The sequence below is a fragment of the Kribbella sp. NPDC055110 genome (assembly GCF_053607525.1).
Window position 1 is genome coordinate 63,838 of the sequence record NZ_JBSGTS010000018.1, and the last position, 20,084, is coordinate 83,921.

At 67.9% G+C, this 20,084-nt stretch carries 22 protein-coding genes; 13 read left to right on the top strand and 9 right to left on the bottom strand.

Annotated elements, in window-relative coordinates; all coding sequences use genetic code 11:
- Positions 1 to 4: 4 nt before the first annotated feature.
- Both ACWF0M_RS25740 and ACWF0M_RS25745 read right to left on the bottom strand, forming a co-directional pair.
- Positions 5 to 952: a proline racemase family protein gene (locus ACWF0M_RS25740; RefSeq protein ID WP_452238265.1), complete on the bottom strand. Its 948-nt coding sequence runs from the start codon at positions 950 to 952 to the stop codon at positions 5 to 7.
- A 79-nt stretch (positions 953 to 1,031) separates the two neighbouring features.
- On the bottom strand, positions 1,032 to 1,229 hold the full coding sequence (locus ACWF0M_RS25745) for a hypothetical protein (RefSeq protein ID WP_452238266.1): 198 nt from the start codon (positions 1,227 to 1,229) through the stop codon (positions 1,032 to 1,034).
- A 325-nt stretch (positions 1,230 to 1,554) separates the two neighbouring features.
- Here ACWF0M_RS25745 and ACWF0M_RS25750 point away from each other — a divergent pair, with 325 nt between their 5' ends.
- The gene (locus tag ACWF0M_RS25750) at positions 1,555 to 1,788 is read left to right on the top strand and encodes a hypothetical protein (RefSeq protein ID WP_452238267.1); all 234 of its coding nucleotides are present in this window, start codon (positions 1,555 to 1,557) and stop codon (positions 1,786 to 1,788) included.
- Here ACWF0M_RS25750 and ACWF0M_RS25755 read toward each other — a convergent pair.
- Positions 1,769 to 2,395, bottom strand: coding sequence for a nucleoside/nucleotide kinase family protein (locus tag ACWF0M_RS25755; RefSeq protein ID WP_452238268.1), 627 nt, complete (start codon positions 2,393 to 2,395; stop codon positions 1,769 to 1,771). The genes ACWF0M_RS25750 and ACWF0M_RS25755 overlap by 20 nt on opposite strands.
- A gap of 10 nt (positions 2,396 to 2,405) precedes the next feature.
- Complete coding sequence (locus ACWF0M_RS25760) at positions 2,406 to 2,579, bottom strand: hypothetical protein (RefSeq protein WP_452238269.1); 174 nt, start codon at positions 2,577 to 2,579, stop codon at positions 2,406 to 2,408.
- Between the two features lie 95 nt (positions 2,580 to 2,674).
- On the opposite strand from ACWF0M_RS25760, the gene ACWF0M_RS25765 reads away from it, so the two are divergent.
- The gene (locus ACWF0M_RS25765) at positions 2,675 to 3,367 is read left to right on the top strand and encodes a CHASE3 domain-containing protein (RefSeq protein WP_452238270.1); all 693 of its coding nucleotides are present in this window, start codon (positions 2,675 to 2,677) and stop codon (positions 3,365 to 3,367) included.
- 3 nt (positions 3,368 to 3,370) lie between these two features.
- Here the strand turns inward: ACWF0M_RS25765 and ligD are convergent, their stop codons facing one another.
- From ligD to ACWF0M_RS25780, 3 genes are read right to left on the bottom strand one after another with little or no spacing between them, the layout of a single operon-like run.
- A complete protein-coding gene (gene ligD, locus ACWF0M_RS25770) occupies positions 3,371 to 4,342 on the bottom strand; it encodes a non-homologous end-joining DNA ligase (RefSeq protein WP_452238271.1) in 972 nt (323 codons plus the stop codon).
- Positions 4,343 to 4,377: 35 nt separating this feature from the next.
- Complete coding sequence (locus ACWF0M_RS25775; protein ID WP_452238272.1) at positions 4,378 to 5,523, bottom strand: branched-chain amino acid aminotransferase; 1,146 nt, start codon at positions 5,521 to 5,523, stop codon at positions 4,378 to 4,380.
- A 13-nt stretch (positions 5,524 to 5,536) separates the two neighbouring features.
- Positions 5,537 to 6,634 (bottom strand): helix-turn-helix domain-containing protein, encoded by a 1,098-nt coding sequence (locus tag ACWF0M_RS25780; protein ID WP_452238273.1) that lies wholly within the window; start codon positions 6,632 to 6,634, stop codon positions 5,537 to 5,539.
- A 214-nt stretch (positions 6,635 to 6,848) separates the two neighbouring features.
- Here ACWF0M_RS25780 and ACWF0M_RS25785 point away from each other — a divergent pair, with 214 nt between their 5' ends.
- From ACWF0M_RS25785 to ACWF0M_RS25830, 10 genes are all read left to right on the top strand, one after another.
- Entirely contained in the window at positions 6,849 to 7,223 is a 375-nt protein-coding gene (locus ACWF0M_RS25785) for a hypothetical protein (RefSeq protein ID WP_452238274.1), read from the top strand.
- Positions 7,224 to 7,359: 136 nt separating this feature from the next.
- Positions 7,360 to 8,604, top strand: coding sequence for an MFS transporter (locus tag ACWF0M_RS25790; RefSeq protein WP_452238275.1), 1,245 nt, complete (start codon positions 7,360 to 7,362; stop codon positions 8,602 to 8,604).
- A complete protein-coding gene (locus ACWF0M_RS25795; protein ID WP_452238276.1) occupies positions 8,601 to 9,077 on the top strand; it encodes a winged helix-turn-helix transcriptional regulator in 477 nt (158 codons plus the stop codon). Before ACWF0M_RS25790 ends, ACWF0M_RS25795 begins: the two co-directional genes overlap by 4 nt.
- 105 nt (positions 9,078 to 9,182) lie before the next feature.
- Complete coding sequence (locus tag ACWF0M_RS25800; RefSeq protein WP_452238277.1) at positions 9,183 to 10,937, top strand: chitinase; 1,755 nt, start codon at positions 9,183 to 9,185, stop codon at positions 10,935 to 10,937.
- Between the two features lie 103 nt (positions 10,938 to 11,040).
- A complete protein-coding gene (locus ACWF0M_RS25805) occupies positions 11,041 to 12,702 on the top strand; it encodes an FAD-dependent oxidoreductase (RefSeq protein ID WP_452238278.1) in 1,662 nt (553 codons plus the stop codon).
- Positions 12,702 to 14,168, top strand: a complete 1,467-nt coding sequence (locus ACWF0M_RS25810; RefSeq protein ID WP_452238279.1) for an ATP-binding protein — start codon at positions 12,702 to 12,704, stop codon at positions 14,166 to 14,168. Before ACWF0M_RS25805 ends, ACWF0M_RS25810 begins: the two co-directional genes overlap by 1 nt.
- 26 nt (positions 14,169 to 14,194) lie before the next feature.
- On the top strand, positions 14,195 to 14,425 hold the full coding sequence (locus tag ACWF0M_RS25815) for a hypothetical protein (protein ID WP_452238280.1): 231 nt from the start codon (positions 14,195 to 14,197) through the stop codon (positions 14,423 to 14,425).
- Positions 14,426 to 14,572: 147 nt separating this feature from the next.
- Positions 14,573 to 14,914, top strand: coding sequence for a metalloregulator ArsR/SmtB family transcription factor (locus ACWF0M_RS25820; protein WP_433816706.1), 342 nt, complete (start codon positions 14,573 to 14,575; stop codon positions 14,912 to 14,914).
- A gap of 3 nt (positions 14,915 to 14,917) precedes the next feature.
- Positions 14,918 to 15,409 carry an SRPBCC family protein gene (locus ACWF0M_RS25825; protein WP_452238281.1) on the top strand — a complete coding sequence of 164 codons (492 nt, stop codon included), beginning with the start codon at positions 14,918 to 14,920 and terminating at the stop codon, positions 15,407 to 15,409.
- Complete coding sequence (locus ACWF0M_RS25830) at positions 15,409 to 16,029, top strand: dihydrofolate reductase family protein (RefSeq protein WP_452238282.1); 621 nt, start codon at positions 15,409 to 15,411, stop codon at positions 16,027 to 16,029. The genes ACWF0M_RS25825 and ACWF0M_RS25830 overlap by 1 nt, the downstream gene beginning before the upstream one ends.
- Positions 16,030 to 16,590: 561 nt before the next feature.
- Here the strand turns inward: ACWF0M_RS25830 and ACWF0M_RS25835 are convergent.
- Both ACWF0M_RS25835 and ACWF0M_RS25840 read right to left on the bottom strand, forming a co-directional pair.
- Complete coding sequence (locus ACWF0M_RS25835) at positions 16,591 to 17,523, bottom strand: sugar kinase (protein WP_452238283.1); 933 nt, start codon at positions 17,521 to 17,523, stop codon at positions 16,591 to 16,593.
- 22 nt (positions 17,524 to 17,545) lie between these two features.
- Positions 17,546 to 18,166: a bifunctional 4-hydroxy-2-oxoglutarate aldolase/2-dehydro-3-deoxy-phosphogluconate aldolase gene (locus ACWF0M_RS25840; protein WP_452238284.1), complete on the bottom strand. Its 621-nt coding sequence runs from the start codon at positions 18,164 to 18,166 to the stop codon at positions 17,546 to 17,548.
- A 127-nt stretch (positions 18,167 to 18,293) separates the two neighbouring features.
- Between ACWF0M_RS25840 and ACWF0M_RS25845 the strand changes: the two genes are divergently transcribed.
- Positions 18,294 to 20,084, top strand: a complete 1,791-nt coding sequence (locus ACWF0M_RS25845; protein ID WP_452238285.1) for an exo-alpha-sialidase — start codon at positions 18,294 to 18,296, stop codon at positions 20,082 to 20,084.

Here is a 20,084-nt window from a genome sequence, read left to right on the forward strand (position 1 = left end):
GAGATCAGCGGAGCGTGAATCCGGTGCCCAACGGGTCGCGCGGATCGAGGCTGAACGTCGCGGTGCCGGTCCGGAAAGCGGAGCCGGTGACCTCGGTGATGACGCCGGCGGGAGTCTCCGAGACGACGCGGCCGAGGAACGTCGTACCGACGATGGAGTCGTGGTGCAGGACCTGGCCCGTGCGCAGGCGGCCCTCGTCGTGCAGGAGGGCCAGGCGTGCCGACGTACCGGAGCCGCAGGGGGAGCGGTCGGCCTCTCCGTCGGCGAACACCGCCAGGTTGCGTTGGTGCGCGGGCCCGAGGTCGTCGTACAGGATCGTTCCGTAGAGACCGCTCAGGCGAGGATCGTGAGGATGTACGGCGACCGCGTCCAAGGCCCACTTGATCTCGCGGCCGATCGCGATCAGGTCCGCGTAGCACGCCGGCGTCACCGACAGGCCGACCGACGAGGCAGCCACCGAGGCGTAGAACGCACCGCCATAACTGATGTCCGCCAGTACATCCCCACGTGCGGTCGATACCGGTACGCCGCGCTTCAGCACGTACGACGGAACGTTGCGGAAGGCAACACTTCCGGAGTCGTCGACCCGGGCGGTCACCCTTCCGGAGGGAACGTCGATGGTGACATCCCCAGGCTGGACCAGGCCGGTCTCGACGGCCCAGGTCGCCAGCGCGATCGTCCCGTGCCCGCACGCCGTCGAGTACCCGTCCTTGTGCCAGAACACCACGCCGAAGTCGGCCCCGTCGTCATCACCCGGTACGACGAACCCGCCGTACATGTCCGCATGACCACGCGGCTCGTTCACCAGCAACCGCCGTACTGCGTCGATCGCGTCGGACGAATGCGCCGCGACCCGGCGGTCCGCCACGGAGGTTCCCGGGATGTCGACCGAGGTCACGATCCGGAAGGGCTCTCCGGCCGTGTGATAGTCCACAACGCTGATGTCGTCCACAACAAGCACCCTAAAGACGAAAGCCGCTGTCCGCCCCCGAAGGGGCAGGCAGCGGCTCGAGCGGCCTGAAGGAGCTGGGTCAGGCGGCCTGGGGGACGCGGTTGCGCGCGGCCCAGACGGCTCGGCGCAGTTTGGCCTTGTCGGGGTAGCCGGCCTCGCAGCCGATCACGTACACGTCGTGGCTGCGCATGTTGACCATGCCGGCCACGTACCAGACCGGGCTCCCCTCGGCCAGCATGGTGACGATCATGTTCCGGATTTCGGTGGTGATGTTCATTCTGACCCTCTCCTTTGGTCGCTCTTACTGATACGTCGGACCGGAGCGGCCGGATTCGACACACCCTCGAAAAAAGATCGGGCAAAACAAAGCGCCCCGATCGATGATCGGGGCGCTCGTCCGTGTGGGTCCCGGGGGGAGTGGGACCACCACACGTTGGGGGGGACCTTGACCGTAACCCGACCAAGGGGTCACGCTCAGACGTTTCGCCGAACGGCACTCACTCAGCGGTTCGTGCGTCTGCGATACAGCGAAGTCGCCAGGACGACAGAGAAAAGGAATAGACCACAACATCAAGCAAGCGCGACGCGGCCGTTGTTCTCGTGTGGCGTTCGACCTGGCGGCCGGCTACGCGAAGAACCCGGATGTCTTCCAGCGGTTCGGTTCGACGTTGCGGCAGGTCGCGGATCCGCGGGTGTATCCGGCGGTGGCGCGCACGGTCGACGCCGGGGTGTTCGACGAGGTGGGGAGCTTCGAGGAGGACAACGAGGCCGACTTCGGCTTCGGCCTGCAGCTCTACCTGGACGGGGTGGCTGCGTTCATTGACCGGGTTGGATGATCGCGTCGGCTGCCGGTGCCGTCGCCGCGATCAGGTGGGCGTTGCGTTCGTCGGAGCCGTACGTGCGTTCGTACGCTTCCGCGGGTGATCTCCCGAACGCCTGGTGCCGGGCCTCGAGGCGCGCGTGGCGGAGCTCCTCGGGCACCTCGACGTACCAGCATTGATCGAGCAGGCTGCGGATGGTCGACCAAGGCGCTTCGTCGAGCAGGAGGTAGTTGCCCTCGGTCAGGACCAGCGTGACCTCGGGGGCGATTCCGATGCTCGCGGCGATCGAGTCCTCGATGCGGCGGTCGAAGCGTGGCGCCCAGATCTGCTCGTCCGGTGATTCCTTCAGCCGCTTGAGCAGCGCGACGAAGCCGTACCCGTCGAAGGTGTGCGGCGCGCCCTTCACATCGGCGAGTCCTTCGGCCTCCAGAACCGACTGCGCCAGGTGGTAGCCGTCCATCGGCACGAGCGCGACCTTGTATCCGTCGGCGGTCAGCCTCGCGGCGAGTTGCTCGGCGTACGTCGACTTACCGGCCGCCGGCGCCCCGGTGATCCCCAGGATCTGTCGCCGCCCGTGTGTCGCCAACTCGACGGCACGATCGTAGGCGGCGGCTGAGTCCATGATGGGGATCCTAGGCGAGGTAGCCGTCCGGCCGGACAAGGATCTCGTCGCGCGGCTGGGCGTGATAAATCGCGAGCGCCTCTGGTGAGGTGATGTCGACGGCATGCGGATGAGTCGACTGGCTCGTCGTCAACCCGTCCAACGGCGAAACGATCCCCGACGAGACCGCCATCGAAACCCTCACCAACCTCCTGCACCACGGACTCGTCGGCAGGGAGTGAGGACCTGTCGCACGACGGATCAGGTGTGCACAATGTGAGCATCTGGTGGGGAGGCAGCGTGTCCGACATCGATTCCGTTCCGCGCAAGATTCCGCTCGGCCGCAAGGTGCGGGCCGGGCTGGGCGCTCTGCTCGCGCTGCTGGTGATTGTGGCCGGAGTGGCGATCGCGCTGATCGTCAATCTGAGCCGGAGCGACGCCCGGGTCGAGGACGACGTCCCGTACGCGACGGCGATCGCCTCCGCGTCCCTGGATGCGAAGAGCGTTGCCAACGATCAGCGCGGCTTCCTGCTCACTGGCGACCCGATGTACCAGCGAGAAGCCGATCAGCACGTCGCCGCCGTACGCCGGGACTTCGCGGCCGCCGAACGAGCTGCCACCACCGCCGAGGAGCGCGGCGCAGCGAGCGAGTCGAGCACCGGATTCGAGCGTTGGTGGACGGCGACGCAGGCGGAGTTCGCGACGTACCGGGCCGGAAACAAGCAGGCGGCGATCGCAGCGTCGGTAGGCCCGAACCGGGTGCTGCGCAAGCAGTACGAGGAGTCGCTGCAACAGACGCGAAACCTCGGCCAGAGCTCGCTGCAATCCGCAACCAGGTGGCTGCCCCGCTCGGCGACGCAGGCGGTCCTGATCTTGCTCGGCTGCCTGCTCGCGGCACTGCTGGCGGGTGCGCTGATCGCATACTGGCTGATCCGGCAGATCTCCATGCCGCTCTTCAGACTTGCGGCGATGCTGACCGCCGAGCCGCTCTGACGCCTACTCGTCAGGTGGTGGCGGCTCTTCCGCGCCTTCGCGTTCGTCGCGGGCGGCCCAGTCCATCAGTGTTGCGAGTGAGTAGACGTTCTGGTCGATCGTGGCGTGCAGGTCGCCGAGTTCGGCGTAGCGCGCGGGGACGGTGGCGATCGTGAAGTCCTTCGGGTTCACGTCGTCGATCTCGTCCCAGCGGATCGGGGTCGACACGGTGCCTTCCGGGTTGCCGCGGACCGAGTACGCCGCCGCGATCGTGTGGTCGCGGGCGTTCTGGTTGAAGTCCACGAAGACCAGTCGAGGATCGCGATCCTTCCGCCACCACGTGGTCGTCACGTCCTCCGGCGTACGCCGCTCCACCTCACGCGCGAACGCCAGCGCAGCCCGCCGTACGTCGGAGAACCCGTACTCCGGCTCGATCCGCACGTAGATGTGGATGCCGCTGCCGCCGGAGGTCTTCGGGTAGCCGACCGCGCCGAGCTCGTCGAGTAGTTCGTGGACGGTGTGCGCGACCCGGCGTACCCGATCGAACGGGCAGTCCGGCATCGGGTCGAGGTCGATGCGCCACTCGTCCGGCGTCTCGGTGTCGGCGCGCCGGGAGTTCCACGGGTGGAACTCGACCGTCGACATCTGCACCGCCCAGGCGACGTGGGCGATCTCGGTGACGCACAGCTCGTCGGCGGTCCGGTTGTACCGCGGGAACTTGACCCGGACCGTCTCCATCCAGGGCGGCGCTCCGTGCGGCAGCCGCTTCTGGTGCACCTTCTCGCCCGCGACACCCTCCGGGAACCGGTGCAGCATGCACGGCCGCTCGCGCAGTGCGTTGACGATCCCGTCCCCGACGGACAGGTAGTACTTCACCAGATCCAGCTTGGTCTCACCGCGCGCGGGAAAGTACACCCGGTCCGGATTGGAGATCCGAACGGTGCGCTCACCCACCTCCAGCTCGATCGCCGGAGACTTCGCCTTGGACTCGGCCATGACGCCAACCTAACCGGCGCCGGGGACAAACGGCATCAGGCCAGGCGGGTGAGCCAGCCGCGGGTGTCCGGGGTGCGGCCGTACTGGAGGTCGAGGAGGGTGCTGCGGATCCTGGCGGTGACCGGGCCGACGCCGTGCTCGACGGAGTGGTCGCCGATGGTGAGGTCGCCGTCCGGCCAGGCGAGGCGGCCGATCGGAGTGACGACGGCGGCGGTGCCGGAGGCGAAGACCTCGGTGATCTCGCCTGAGCGGACGCCGTCCTTCCATTCATCGGCGGAGACGCGGCGCTCCTCGACCGGGTAGCCGAGGTCGGCGGCGAGCTCGAGCACCGATGCGCGGGTGACGCCTTCGAGGATCGAGCCGTTCAGCTCGGGTGTCGCGATCCGGCCGTCGGCGTACACGAAGAACATGTTCATGCTGCCGATCTCCTCGAGCCACTTGTGCTCGACCGCGTCGACGAACGCGACCTGCTCGCAGCCGTTCGCGACTGCCTCGGCCAGGCCGGCGAGGCTGGACGCGTAGTTGCCGCCGCACTTGGCCGCGCCGGTCCCGCCCGGCGTCGCTCGGATGGTCGAGGTTGTCAGCCAGATGGACACCGGCTTCGGGCCGGTGTTGAAGTACGGGCCGGCGGGGGAGGCGATGACGCCGAACAGCACCTCGTGGGCGGGCCGGACGCTCAGGGCGGCCTCGGTGGCGATCATGTACGGCCGCAGGTACAGGCTGGTCTCGCCGTCCTCGGCTGACGGCACCCAGGCCTCGTCCACGGTCACCAGCGCGCGCAGGGCCGCGACGAACTCGTCCTCCGGCACCTGCGGCAGCGCGAGTCGCTCTGCGCTTGCAGTGAACCGGGCGGCGTTCCGGTCCGGCCGGAAGGCCCACACCGAGCCGTCGGGGTGCCGGTACGCCTTCAGGCCTTCGAAGATCTCCTGCGAGTAGTGGAAGACCGCAGCCGCCGGGCTGAGTGACAGCGGCGCGTACGCCGTGACCTTCGAGTCGTGCCAGCCGCGGTCGACGGACCAGCTGGCAACGACCATGTGATCCGTGAACGACTGTCCGAACGCCGGATCGGCAAGCACGACCGCCCGTGCCTCCGCACTGGCCGGATCGCTGCGCAGCTCGACCGCGAAGTCCCACGCGTCTGTCACTACCGTTGCCCGCTGTTCACCTGTCACTCGCCGCACGCTACCCCTGCCCTCACCTCCAGCTCGACCCGCCGCCCACACTCCGACCACTCCGGCCCGCCGAGCGCGCCAGCAGCTGCCGTAGCTCGGCTGCACCGGGCTCTGCCTGTACGACGTGGAGCACTCGATCGGCAGCGTCGTACACCAAGGAGTCGTGCCACTCGTCCGGCAGTTCGACCAGGACACGCAGTGCCGTGGCCAGCCCGGCTGCGACCTCGCCCGCGACGACCAGGCACTCGGCCAGGCAGAGGTCGAGTCGTGCGCGCTCGCCGATCCAGCTCTCCAGGCAGAGCTCCCTGGCGCGCTCCAGCAGGACGCAGCCCGCCACGCCGTACCCCAGCAGGGTGCAGACGCGTCCCTCGGCCCAGTGCAACTGGTACGGCCTTGCCTGTGGGGTGGCGCGCAGAAGCTCGTCACCGATACCGATCAGCTCCTGCAGTGCACGGTGCGCCTCCTGGGTCCGTCCGAGCTGGGCAAGGACGAGTGCCTGCGCTGTCCGTGGCACGCAGCCTGCCGCGCCCGGCGCCTGCCGGTCCAGCGCGACTGACTCGTCCGCGAGCTCCAGCAGCTCTGCCAACGGACGCCGCTCGGCCAGACCGATGATTGCCTCCCTGGCCCGCACCAGCGCCGGCAGCGAGCCGTCGCCGATGCTGTCCGCGGCCGCACGTGCGGCCCACCACCAACGCCTTGCAGTGCTCCGCTCACCAAGCCTGGCGAGGGTCTCGGCGATCAGCATGCTCAGCTCGGCTGCTTCCACTCCGTCAGCGCCGTGCAACTGTCGCACCAGCTCCGGCAGTAGCGAGGCCGGTGGAACACTGCGGTAGTCGGCGGGCACCGGTCCGCCCGCATCGAGCGTCGCGACCAGCCCTCGCCATGCTGTCTCCAACGGATCGGCCTCCGGCCTGAGCTGACCTGCGCGTGCGGGCCTTCGCTCGAAGGTGGCAGTCAGTCGGCCGTCAGTGCCGAGCTCCCGGTCGCAGAGCCGGGCCAGGTCCGCAGAGCCGGGCCGCTGCCCGCGCTCCACCTGCGACAGATAGCTGTGGTCGTACCCGACCCGTGCTGCGAGTTGGCGCAGGCTCAGCCCGACCGCCTGCCTGCACTGCCGCAGCAACGGACCGAACGATGTCCCAATCGATGTCCCAATCGATGCCTCGGTCACAGGACCACCCCGTTCGCGCTTCGAGCTCATGTGGTGCGTGCCGGCCAAGCTACAAGCCCTCGCCGACAAAAACCGTGGAAAACAAGGGCATGTGGGCTGTGGGCTGTTCCCACAGCCCACAGCCCACACCTGTTGTGCGCACTGCGTTCTGGGCGATTCTGCAGAGGTGAACACGCTGCAGCGACAGGCCCGCCTCTTCCGTCTGGTCCGCCACCCCAACCCCACCGCGATCCTCGCCGAGGGCGTGGAGTGGTCCGACGGCACCGTCGCCCTCCGCTGGCGCGGCCCCTGGTCCAGTACGTCGACCTGGGACTGCATCGACTCCGTCCTGGCCGTGCACGGGACCGGCGGCCGCACCCAGGTCCACTGGCTCCCCAATGCTGCTGCGACCGTCAGCAGGACTGTGAGCAGGACCGTGAGCAGGACCGTCGACCAGCGACCAGCCGAGCACGTGGCGGCCGTGTGGCTGCCGGCGCCGGGGGTCGACGGCCTCTGCTCCCGCTGCGGCCGGCCGTGGCCATGCCTCGCCTGTGGTCCGTGACCGGACGCCGCCCGCCGTCGTCGGACCTGACCCGGATGTGACGGGGATCACCCACTGGATCTGGATTGCATCAAGCAACTCAGGTGTTCTGAGTTTCAGAACGAAACTCAGGGAAGCTCTCCGGAAGGAACCCGGCGTGACCACCAGCACCGTCGAACTGCGTACCTCGCACTCACCTCGCACTCTGAGCCGGCGGGCCAGTTTCTGGACCGCCGCCGCGGTCGCGGGCATCAGCCTGTGGACCAGCGCCGCCCCGACGACGACGTACCCGCTCTATGCATCGACCTGGCACCTCACTCCCACCGTGACTACTACGATCTTCGCCGTCTACCCGGTCGTGCTGGTCGTCTTCCTGCTGGTCTTCGGGCAGCTGTCCGACTACATCGGCCGCCGTACGACGATGCTGTACGGCGTTGGCGCGATGCTCGCCGGTGTCCTGCTCTTCGCCGTCGCACCGTCGGTCGGCTGGGTCTACGCCGGGCGCGCGCTGATGGGAGCAGGCGTTGGTCTCGCACTCACTCCTGCGACGGCAGCAGTGCTCGAGTTCAGCGCACGCGGCAAGGCAGCGCGCGCGTCATCCATCACGACCGCGGCGACGGCGGCCGGTCTGTCGCTGGCGACGATTGTCGGCGGAGGACTGATCGAGTACGCGCCGGCGCCCCTGCACCTCGACTTCTGGGTGCTGCTGGCGGTCGTGGCCGTCGTCTTCGGCTTCGTCTGGCAGCTGCCTCGGCACACCAAGGATGAGAGCCGGGGCGGCTGGCGGCCGCGTCCGATTACGTTGGCCAAGGGCCTCCGCGTGCTGTACGTCGCCTCCGCCGCCGCAGTGGCCGCCGCGTACTCGTTCGGCTCGGTCTTCCTGGCTCTCGGCGCGCAGGTCGCCCGTCAGCTGATCGGGACCGAGAACATCTTCGTCACCGGTCTGGTCCTCGCGATCATGTCGGTCACGATCGGCGTCACCGCCATCGCCGGCCGCCGTTTCCCCGCCGGACGACTGGTCGCGACGGGCGCAGTGGCCACACTGGTCGACCTGGCCCTCCTCGAGACCTCGGCCCAGCTGCACTCGCTTCCGGTGTTCATGGCCGCCACCGTGCTCGGTGGCATCAGCTACGGGCTCCTCTTCTCGGGAGGCCTGGGTCTGATCACCACACACGCTCCGGCGCACCACCGCGGCGGCACGGTCGCAGCTGTGTACCTGGTCGCCTACGTCCTTCAGGGAGCGATCGCGCTGACGCTCGGCCTGGTCGCGACGGCGTCAGGTCTCGGTACGGCGTTGCGGCTGGGCGTGATCGTGATCGGTAGCCTGGCGGTGCTTGTCATCGCAGCTGCCGGAGCCCTGGCGGCGCAGACCGGAAGGCAGCAGGTGGAGGAGGCGCGATGACCACGCGTACGGCGAACCGGCCGAACTGCTCGATCGCCAGGACCCTCGAGCTGGTGGGTGACCGCTGGAGCTTCCTGATCCTGCGCGAGGCCCACCTCGGGACGACTCGGTTCGCGGACTTCCGCGACTTCCTGCACATCGCGCCGAACATCCTGACGAACCGGCTGACCGCGTTGCTGGAAGCCGGCCTGCTGGAGAAGCGCGAGTATCACGAGGAGGGTCGGCGGACGAGGTCGTCGTACCACCTGACCTCGGCAGGTGAGGACCTGAAGCTCGTACTGGCGGCCCTGCAGCAGTGGGGTGATGTGCATGTGCCGCGTCCGGGCGGACCGACCGTGGTCCGGCGGAGCACCGGGTCCAGAGACCTTGTCGACGTCGGCTTCATCGACAAGCGCGGCAATGCGGTCCCTCAGGAGGACGTGGTCTTCGAGCCCGTTGCAGGTGGTCCGGCGGACCGCAGTACCTGGCGCTGAGTAGGCGGCGGGTTCCGGACAGCGTCGGGTTTCCGACGGGGTGAACGCATTGACCCACAGTTATGGAGCGTCTCTACTAAATGGACCGCCGCCCGAGGAGGTTCCATGCGTGCACGATGGCTCGCTGTTGTCGTCGGGGTCTTGCTGGCCGGCATCACGGTGCCCGCGCAGGCCGCGAACATCCTGGCCAACCCCGGTTTCGAGACCGGTTCGCTGAGCGGCTGGAACTGCTCGGGAGGCTCAGTCGTCAGTACTCCGGTCCGCAGCGGTGGCTATGCCCTCAACGGAGCAGTGACGAGCTCGGACTATGCGCAGTGCAGCCAGACGGTGTCGGTGCAGCCCAACACGGCGTACACGCTGTCGGGCTGGGTGCGCGGGTCATATGTCTACCTGGGTGTCGCGGGCGGCGTCTCCACCTGGACGCCGTCCGCGGCGAGTTTCACCGAGCTGACCGTGAGCTTCACGACCGGTGCGAGTCAGACGTCGGTGCAGGTCTATGTGCACGGCTGGTACGGCCAACCGGCGTACCAGGCCGACGACTTCACCCTGGACGGTCCGGGCGGTACGCCGGGTGCTCCGAGCACACCTGGTACGCCGACAGTCACCGGCACGACCACGTCATCCATCGCGCTGAGTTGGCCGGCCTCCACGGGCACTGTGACCGGATACCGCGTGTACGAAGGCGCAAACGTCGTACAGACCGTCACTGGTACGACGGCGACGGTCAGCGGCCTCGCGACGTGCAGCAGTCACTCCTACTCGGTGGCGGCGCACAACAGCGCCGGTGAGTCAGGGAAGTCAGCTTCAACCACAGCTACAACAGCGGGTTGCACAACCGCCGGTCTGGCGAAGCATGCGTTGATTGGCTACCTGCACGCGAGCTTTGCGAACGGGTCCGGGTACGTGCGGATGGCCGACGTGCCGGATCAGTGGGACATCATCAATCTGGCGTTCGGCGAGCCCACGAGCGTTACCTCGGGGGACATCAGGTTCAACAGGTGCCCGGCGAGCGAGTGCCCGAACGTGGAGAGCGACGCGGACTTCGCGGCGGCCGTCAAGGCCAAGCAGGCTGCGGGTAAGAAGGTGCTGATCTCCATCGGCGGCGCGAACGGACAGGTGCAGCTCACCACCACTGCGGCCCGGGATGCGTTCGTCAGTTCGGTGAGCGCGATCATCGACCGCTACGGTCTGGACGGGCTCGACATCGACTTCGAAGGGCACTCGCTCTATCTGAACGCGGGCGACACCGACTTCCGCAACCCGACCACACCCGTGATCGTCAATCTCATCTCGGCGCTGAAGACCTTGCAGGCGAAGTACGGCCAGAGCTTCGTGCTGTCGATGGCGCCGGAGACGTTCTTCGTGCAGGTCGGCTACCAGTTCTACGGCGGCTCCAGTGGCGGCGACAACCGGACCGGTTCGTACCTGCCGGTCATCCACGCGTTGCGGGACTCGCTGACCGTCCTGCATGTCCAGGACTACAACTCGGGTCCGGTGATGGGCCTGGACAACCAGTACCACAACATGGGCGGCGCGGATTTCCACATCGCGATGACCGACATGGTCAAGGCCGGCTTCCCGGTGGCGAACACCGGTCAGACGTTTCCGGGACTGCGCGACGACCAGATCGGTTTCGGGCTCCCGGCGGCGGTCAGCGCAGGCAACGGCTACACCGCCCCGGCAGCCGTGCACGAAGCGCTCGACTGCTTGGTGAAGGGCCAGACCTGCGGCGGCTACAGCCTCCGCGGCGGTACTTCACCGGGCTTCCGCGGGCTGATGACGTGGTCGATCAACTGGGACCGCTACTACAACTGGGAGTTCCAGAACAGCCACGCGCCGTACCTCGACGCCCTCCCGTAGGCCGCCCCTCTCGTCCGGTTCGCGAATCAGCCCCTCGCGAACCGGACGAGGGCCTGTGGATTACCGATCCCTGTTTGTAGGGTTCCGCTGGTATGAAGGAGGCATGACAGCGTCAACGACCCGCTCGGTGATCCTCACCGTGGACGACGATCCCGGGGTTTCCCGGTCGATCGCCCGTGACCTCCGCCGTCGGTACGGCGAGGAGAACCGCATCGTCCGGGCCGAGAACCCGGTGCAGGCGCTCGACGCGCTGAAGGAGCTGAAGCTCCGGGGCGAACCCGTCGCGCTGCTGCTGGCCGACTACCGGATGCCCCAGATGTCCGGCATCGAGTTCCTCGAGGCCGCGATGGACCTGTTCCCGCTGGCCCGCCGGGTGCTGCTGACGGCGTACGCCGACACCGATGCCGCGATCCAGGCGATCAACGTGGTCGACCTCGACCACTACCTGCTGAAGCCGTGGAACCCGCCGGAGGAGAAGCTGTATCCGGTGGTCGACGCGATGCTCGACCTGTGGCGGTCGACCCCGGAGCCGTCCGGCGACGAGACCCGGGTGATCGGTCACCGCTGGTCGGCGCCCTCGTTCGCGGCCCGCGACTTCCTCGCCCGCAACGCCGTACCGTACCGCTGGCTGAACGTCGACGACGACGAGGCCAAGCGGCTGCTCGACGCGGCCGGGGTCGACGGTACGACGCTGCCGGTCGTGATCACGCCCGACGCGACGGTGATGGTCGCGCCGTCCGAGGCCGAACTGGCGCAGAAGGTCGGTCTGTCCACGGCGCCGACGCAGGACTTCTACGACCTGGTCGTGGTCGGCGGCGGGCCGGCCGGGCTCGGCGCAGCGGTGTACGGCGCCAGCGAGGGCCTGCGGACCGTGCTGGTCGAGCAGTTGGCGACCGGTGGTCAGGCCGGGCAGTCGAGCCGCATCGAGAACTACCTGGGCTTCCCGGACGGGGTGTCCGGCGCGCAGCTGACGGACCGGGCGCGGCGGCAGGCGGTCCGGTTCGGGGCCGAGCTGCTGACGACCCGCCAGGTCGTCGGGCTCGAGACGCTCGGGAACGCGCGCCGGCTGCGGTTCGCGGACGGGAGCGAGATCTCGGCGCACTCGGTGATCCTGGCGACCGGCGTCGCCTACCGGACGCTCCAGGCGCCCGGTGTCGACGACCTGTGCGGTCGCGGCATCTACTACGGCTCGGCCACCACCGAGGGTCCGGCGTGCGCCGGCGCCGAGGTGTACATCATCGGCGGGGCGAACTCCGCGGGGCAGGCAGCGGTCTATTTCTCGAGGCATGCCAAGCGCGTGCATATGCTGGTAAGAGGACCATCGCTCACCGCGACGATGTCGTCGTACCTCATCGACCAGATCGACGGGATCGACAACATCGAGGTGCACACCTGCACGCAGGTCGTTTCCTGTAAGGGCTCGGAGCACCTGGAGTGTCTCACCCTGCTGAACAGCGAGACCGGGGAGAGCCACGACGTGGACACGGAATGGATGTTCGTGTTCATCGGCGCGGCCCCGCGGACGGACTGGCTGCCCGGTGACCTGCTCCGCGACGACCGAGGCTTCGTGCTCACCGGACCCGACCTGCACGGCAGACCGCCGGGCTGGCCGCTGGAGCGGGAGCCGTACCACCTGGAGACGAGCATGCCGGGCGTGTTCGCCGCAGGCGACGTACGGGCCGAGTCGGTGAAGCGGGTCGCCTCCGCGGTCGGCGACGGAGCGATGGCCGTAACACTGGTGCACCGATACCTGGAGATGCTCTGATGACTGACCAAGCTGTGGAGCCGCGGCGGCTGACTCCCGACGAGCTGCGCACGCTGTTCCTCTTCGAGAGCCTCACCGAGGAGCAGCTGCAGTGGCTGTCCGAGGTCGGGTACGTCGAGAGCTGGCACGACGGGATCGTCTTCAACGAGGGGGACGAGGCCACCTGCTGCTACGTCCTGCTCACCGGCGAGATCCGGCTCTGCAAGCTGTCGCACGGTGAGCTCGTGGAGATCAACCGGACCGGCCAGCGCGGGGTGTATTCCGGCGCGTTCAACGCGTTCTTCGGCGCCAACGATCACAAGTCGTACACCGCGACGATGCAGGTGACCCAGCCGTCGGAGTTCTTCGTCATCAGCGCCGAGACGATGGCGACGATGATGAACACCTGGTTCCCGATGGCGGTGCACCTGATCGAGGGCTTCGTGATGGGCATGCGGCGGACCAACGAGACGTTGGGGGAGCGCGAGCGGTTGCTTGCCCTCGGCTCCTTGTCCGCGGGTCTGACCCACGAGTTGAACAACCCGGCCGCGGCGGCGGTCCGGGCCGCGGCGACCTTGCGGCAGCGCGTGTCGGGGATGCGGTCGAAGCTGGCGATGCTCGCCGACGGCACGCTGGATGCGACCAAGCTGCACCAGATCGTCGCGCTGCAGGACGACGCGGTCGAGCGGCTGGACAAGAACAAGGACAAGGACATCCCGCCGATGGAGTTGTCCGACCGCGAGGACGTCCTGACGGACTGGCTCGACGACCACGATGTCCAGGCGAGCTGGGACGTGGCGCCGGTGCTCGCCGCCGCGGGCCTGGACGTGCCGTGGATGGAGAACGTGCTGGCGGCAGTCGGCCCGAAGTACCTCGAAGGTGCTGTCCGGTGGTTGATGTACACGATCGACACCGAGTCGCTGATGAACGAGATCGACGACTCCGTGACCCGGATCTCGACCCTCGTCGGCGCCGCCAAGCAGTACTCGCAGATCGACCGCGCGCCGTACCAGACCGTTGATCTGCGCGAACTGCTGAAGTCGACGCTGGTGATGATGTCGGGCAAGCTGCAGGGGTACGAGGTCGTCAAGGACTTCGATCCCGAGCTGCCCGCGATCCCGGCGTACGCCGCGGAACTCAACCAGGTGTGGACGAACATCATCGACAACGCGGTGAGCGCGATGGGCGGATCCGGGACGCTGACGATCCGCACCCGGAGGGACGGCGCCTACGCGGTCGTCGAGATCGGCGACACCGGGCCGGGGATCCCCGACGCGATCCGGCGCCGCATCTTCGAGCCGTTCTTCACCACCAAGCCGATCGGCGAAGGCACCGGCCTGGGCCTCGACATCTCCTGGCGCATCGTGGTGAAGAAACACCACGGCGACCTGCGCGTCGAGTCCGAACCGGGCCGCACCGTCTTCAAGATCGTCCTGCCCCTGGACCCGGAAAAGGAACTGGAGTCTGACCCCGCGCTGCTTGCCTAGCGGTTGCTTAAGGCAACCAGCCGACGATGGCGGCGCTGATCGCGGAGTTCAACGCGTACGTCGAACGCGACGGAGCCGACCCGATCGCGGATCTCGTCGGCTACCGCCAGGACGGCATCTGGCTGACCGAACCCGAACTCCACCAGCTGATCGAGGGCCTGCGCGCCGCCATCCTCCCGACCCTGTCGAACGAGGCCACCCCAGCCCGCTCCCGCTACCTCCTCAGCCCTATCCTCTTCCCCACCGAGGACGCCTGACCCACCGCCCGAGTCACTTTGTGCACCAGATCCGTGCCGACGGGCGCTGAATCTGCGGATCTGGTGCACAAGGTGGGACGGCTTGGGTGGTCCTCTCTGGCGTGACCCGCGCTTGACGCATGCCGATATGGGCATATGATGGGCTGCATGGCACGCGCGGCGACGACGTCGGATGTTTTCAATGCGATCGCGGAGCCGCAGCGGCGGGAGATTCTGGTGCTGCTGCGGGCGGGTGAGCGGCCGGTGACCGAGCTGGCCCAGGAGTTGGGGATGACCCAACCCGGGGCGTCCAAGCATCTGCGGGTGCTGCGGGAGGTGGGGCTGGTGCGGGATCGCAAGGCGGGCAAGCAGCGGCTGTACGGGCTTGATGCGCGGGGGCTGCGGCCGGTTCACGAGTGGGCCGGCGGATTCGAGCGGTTCTGGAACGAGAGCTTCGACCGGTTGGACGCGTACGTGCAGGACCTGAAGCAGACACGGCAGGAGGAGTAGCTGATGGCAGGGGCTGGACAAGAAGCATTGGCGACGGCTGAGTGGGAGATCGTTATCTCTCGGGTCATCGACGCTCCGCGGGAGTTGGTGTTCGAGGCGTTCACTGAGGTCCGGCATCTGTCGCAGTGGTGGGGGCCGGAGGGGTTCACCACGACCACGCGAGCGTTCGAGTTCCGTGTCGGCGGGGTGTGGGACTTCGTGATGCACGGGCCGGACGGGACGGACTACCCCGAGTGGATCAGCTGGACCGAGATCATCCCGCCGGAGCGGATCTCGCTGCTGCACGGTGAGTCCAGCACCGACCCGAACACGTTCGCGTCGGTGCTGACGTTCGCGCCCGACGGTTCGGCGACGCGGATCGAGATGCGGACTGTGTTCCGTACCAAGGAACTGCGCGACGAGGCAGTCGAGAAGTACGGCGCGATCGAGGGTGGTCGGCAGACGCTGAGCAACCTGGCTGCGTACGTCGTCGCTCGGTTGGGAGCGGAGGGCTGATGGCCGGCAAGGTGTTCTTCGGGGTGTCGATGTCGCTGGACGGGTTCATCGCGCCTGACTCGCCCAAGGACCTGATGGGGAAGCAGTGGATGGAACTGCAGCGGTGGGTCTTTCCGCTGAAGTTCTTCCGCGAGAACCTCAAGCTGGGCAAGGGCGGTGAGGAGGGGCGCGACAACGACATTGCGCGGGAGACGTACGAGCGCACGGGTGCGAGCGTGATGGGCAAGCGGATGTTCGATGCCGGCGAGCGGATGTGGCCGGAGGAGGCGCCGTTCCATACGCCGGTCTTCGTTGTGACGCACGAGAAGCGCGACCCTTGGGAGCGGCCGGGTGGGACGACGTTCTACTTCGTCAACGACGGCATCGAGGCTGCACTTGAGCAGGCCCGCGCGGCGGTCGGTGACCGCGATGTTCGCGTCGCGGGCGGCGGGGCGACGATCCTGGAGTACGTAAACGCCGGCCTGATCGACGAGTTCACGATCGCCCTATCGCCGGTGCTGTTCGGTTCCGGAATCCGCTTGTTCGAGGGCGTGGACGCGAGCCGCGTCGCCCTGGAGCAGGTCCACGCGGAGCACTCCCCGAAGGTGACCCACCTGACCTACGCGATCCGCGAACGCTAGGCGGATGCCGGGTTATGTGACCGCTGGCGGGTTGTGTGTATCAGGCCATCGGTAAAACAACCCGCGCTAGTGTCCTGCTTCTGAAGTCCGTGACATAAATTGTTGGTAGGCGGTGCGCCCAGCATGAGCGCCGTCAAGGCCTCCCCAAACCGGTCTGGGGAGCAAGACCCACCCGAACCAGCCTGTAGCACTCCCCATTCGGAGCGGATCGACCCGCGGATCGCATCTTTGAGAACCCACCGACCATTCTCGCGGCCCGATGATGGTCGGTGGCTTCTCAAAGATGGAGCCTGCGGCCGATTCCGGTGGTTTGGGGAGTGTTACAGGCTGGTTCGGGTGGGTATGGCTCCCCAAACCGGTTTGGGGAGGCCCGAGCGCCGCGAATTCCTGGGCGCGCGTCGGACCCCGCCGAACTTATGGCACGGACTTCAGAAGCAGGACACCAGTGGGGCGGGTGAGTGGTGAAACGGCCCGCCAGTCGGGCGGGCCAGCGGTGAAACAGCCCGCTGGTCGGGTGGGTCGGTGGGGGAGCGGCCTGCCGGTCGGCTGGGGCGGTGGGGGTCAGCGGAGGGCGGTGCCTTGGGTGTGGGTTAGGAGGGTTAGGTCTTGGCGGGTGGGGAGGGACTCCCAGTCGCCGTACGCCGTTACGCAGAATGCGCCTGAGGTGGTGGCTCGGGTCAGGCGGGCGTCTGGGGTGAGGTTGTCGAGGGTGGCGGAGAGGTAGCCGGAGACGAAGGCGTCGCCGGCGCCGATGCTGTCGACGACGGTGACGGGGAGCGCTGGGCTGTGGATGGTGCCGTCGGCCGAGTGTGCCCACGCGCCTTTGCCGCCGGCGGTGACGATGACGTGGTCGACAGTTCCGAGGAGGAGGTCGGCTACCGGGTCTTCGGCGTCGGTGAGGAGGTCGAGTTCGTCGTCGGACGCGAAGACGGTGTGGACGTGGGGGAGGAGCTCGCGCAAAGCGGCGGCTGCCTCGGGGCGGCTCCAAAGGCGGGCGCGATAGTTGACGTCGAGTGAGACCCGGGTGCCGGCTGCGCAGGCTGTGCGTACGGCGGCCAGCGTCGCGGCGCGTGCTGTGTCGGAGAGCGCTGGGGTGATGCCGGTGACGTGGAGCAGCTTGGGGGATGTCGCGGTGACGGCAGCGGTGGTCTCGTCCGGCGTGAGGGTGGAGGCGGCCGATCCGCGGCGGTGGTAGCTCACGCGGGTGATGTCGTGCGACGGCTGGTCGAACGCGATGAACCCGGTGAACGCGTCGTCGGCGTACCGGATCCGCGTGCCGACGTTCTCTGCGCGCAGGGTGCGCTCGATCAGCCGGCCCGGTTCGTCGTTGCCGACGGCGCTCAGCCAGGTGACGTCGTGCCCGAGCCGCGCGAGACCGATCGCCACGTTGCTCTCGGAGCCGGCGATCGAGAGGTGCGCGTCGCCGCCGAGCCGCATCGGGCGTGCGGTCCGCACCGAGACCATCGTCTCGCCGAGCGTTAGCAGATCCGTCATTCGAGTACTCCGGGGGTGGGAATCAGACGTTGAGGGCTGTGCGGAAGGTGCTGGCTCGGATGGCTAGTTCGGAGAGGGAGCCGCCGGTGCCGGCGTCGCCGAGGAGGGGGGAGCCGACGCCGACCGCGAGGGCGCCGGCGGCGAGGTACTTGGGCGCGGATACCGCGTCGATGCCGCCGACGGCGATGAGCGGGGCGTCGGGGAGCGGTGCGCGGAGTTCGGAGAGGTAGCTGGGGCCGTAGACCTTGGCGGGGAAGATCTTGACGGCGGTGGCGCCGAGATCCAGAGCGGCCACCACCTCGGTCGGCGTGAGCGCGCCGCACAGCAGCGGCAGGCCGAGCTCGACCGATCGGTGGGCGCCGCGGGTGATTGCGGGCGTGACGGTGAAGTCGGCGTTGGCGGCCGCCACCTCGTCGGCCTGAAGAGCGGTGATGACGGTGCCGGCGCCGATCAGGATGTTCGAGTCGTACTGCGCTCGCGCCTTGGCGATCGCCTCGACGCCGCCGGGTGTGGTGAGCGAGACCTCGAGCGCGGTGATGCCGGCCTCGACGAGTGTCTGGACGCAGGCGAAGGCGGTGTCCGCCGCGTCGGCGCGGATGATCGCGAGCAGTTTCCGGCTCCGGAGTTCGGCAAGCAGATCCATAATCTCCAACCTAGGTGATCAGAATAGACATAGGACGTCCCATGAGCTCTGGTGTGGACGCCGAATGTGTGGCTAAATTTCGAAGTGAACAACCGCCCCGTTGTTTACTTTCAGGAGGCATCCGCTCATGCCGAAGCTCAAAGCCCTGCTGACGGTCCTCGCGCTCGCCGCGCTGACGATCCCGACACCAATCGCCCAAGCTGCCGTCACCACAACAGTGCTGTTCAACCAAGGGGACGCCGGATTCGGCTGCTACCGCATCCCCGCGATCGTGAAGACCAAGGCCGGCACGCTGCTCGCGTTCGCCGAGGCCCGCCGCGCGTGGTGCGCGGACTCCCAGGAAATCGACCTCGTGCTGCGCCGTTCCGAGGACGACGGCCGCACCTGGTCGGCGACTCAGACGATCCTCTCCGGCACCGACACCGACCCGAACGCGGTCGCCACTCGCGGCAACCCGGCGCCGATCGTCGATTACGAGACCGGCCGGATCGTGCTGCTGAGCACGATGGACCCCGGTACGACGAGCCGCCCGCGCACGCCGTACATCCAGTTCAGTGATGACGACGGGAAGACGTGGAGTACGGCGAAGAACATCGGCGACCAGATCGATGATCCCGCCTGGGGCTGGTACGCGACCGGCCCCGTGCACGGCATCCAGCTGACCCGCGGCGCCCATGCCGGCCGCCTCGTCGCGGGCACCAACTACGACAACGGCGCCGGACAGAACGCGGGTCAGCTCGTCTACAGCGACGACCACGGCGACACGTGGCACAAGGGCGCGACCGACCTCCGCTCGGACGCCGCCCCGCAGGAGATCAGCGTCGTCGAGAAGGTCGACGGCGGTGTGTACGCCGGTGCGCGCAACAACTCCGGTACGTCGGGCGCGAGTCGCATGGCCGCGGTCAGCAACGACGGCGGTCAAACGTTTTCCGCGCCGTTCGCGACCATCGCGGGACTGACGACCCCCGTCGTACAAGGGTCGCTGCAACGTCTCCGGGCGGTCGATCAAGGCGACAAGTACAACCGTCTCCTGTTCGCGGCGCCGGCGGATCCCGATCGGCGCAGGTACATGACGATCCGGTCCAGCTTCGACGAGGGCAAGACCTGGCAGACCGTTGCCGAGGGCACCAGAATCACCAGCGACTGGTCGGGGTACTCCGACATGGCGATCCTCGATACCGGCGAGATCGGCCTGCTGTACGAGGGCGGTACGGTCGATGCCCGCGACCAGATCCGCTTCGCGCGCTTCACCGAGACCGACATCGGTCACCCCGACGCACCGCTCGGCGCCACGACCCCTGACGTCTCCGGCCTGCACAACGACAGCTACCTGCGCGGCGACACCACGGTCGTGACCGGCAAGTTCGGGCAGGCGAGAGACCTCGACGGCGTCGACGATGCGATCCAGTTGCCGTTCGCCGAGTCGCTCGCGGTCGGCGCCGGTGACTTCACCGCGATGGCGTGGATCAAGTACGGCGCCAGCACGACGCCGCAAGCCATCTTCTGGGGTTACAACATCAACGAGTTCTCCCAGTTCTGGCTCCGCGCCGAGCCCGCGGACAGCCGCATCCGCGGTCTCATCACCACCGGCGGTAACACGGCCGCCGTCCAAACGACGAAGGCCTACAACGACAACGCCTGGCACCACGTCGCCCTGCAACGCAAGGCCGGCACGCTCTCGATCTGGGTCGACGGCACCCAGGCCGCGAGTGTCACGGCCCCGGCCGGATCGGTCAGCCCCGGCCGGCCCTTCAAGATGTACGTCGGGCAACGCCTCGACGGCGCGCACCACTTCGACGGCTCCATCGACGAGGTACGGATCTACAAACGTGCCCTGACCGCGACCGAGCTGAACAGCATTCGCACCGCGAACAGCACGTCGGTGCCCAACGTCGTACTCGACCTTCCGCTCGGGTGA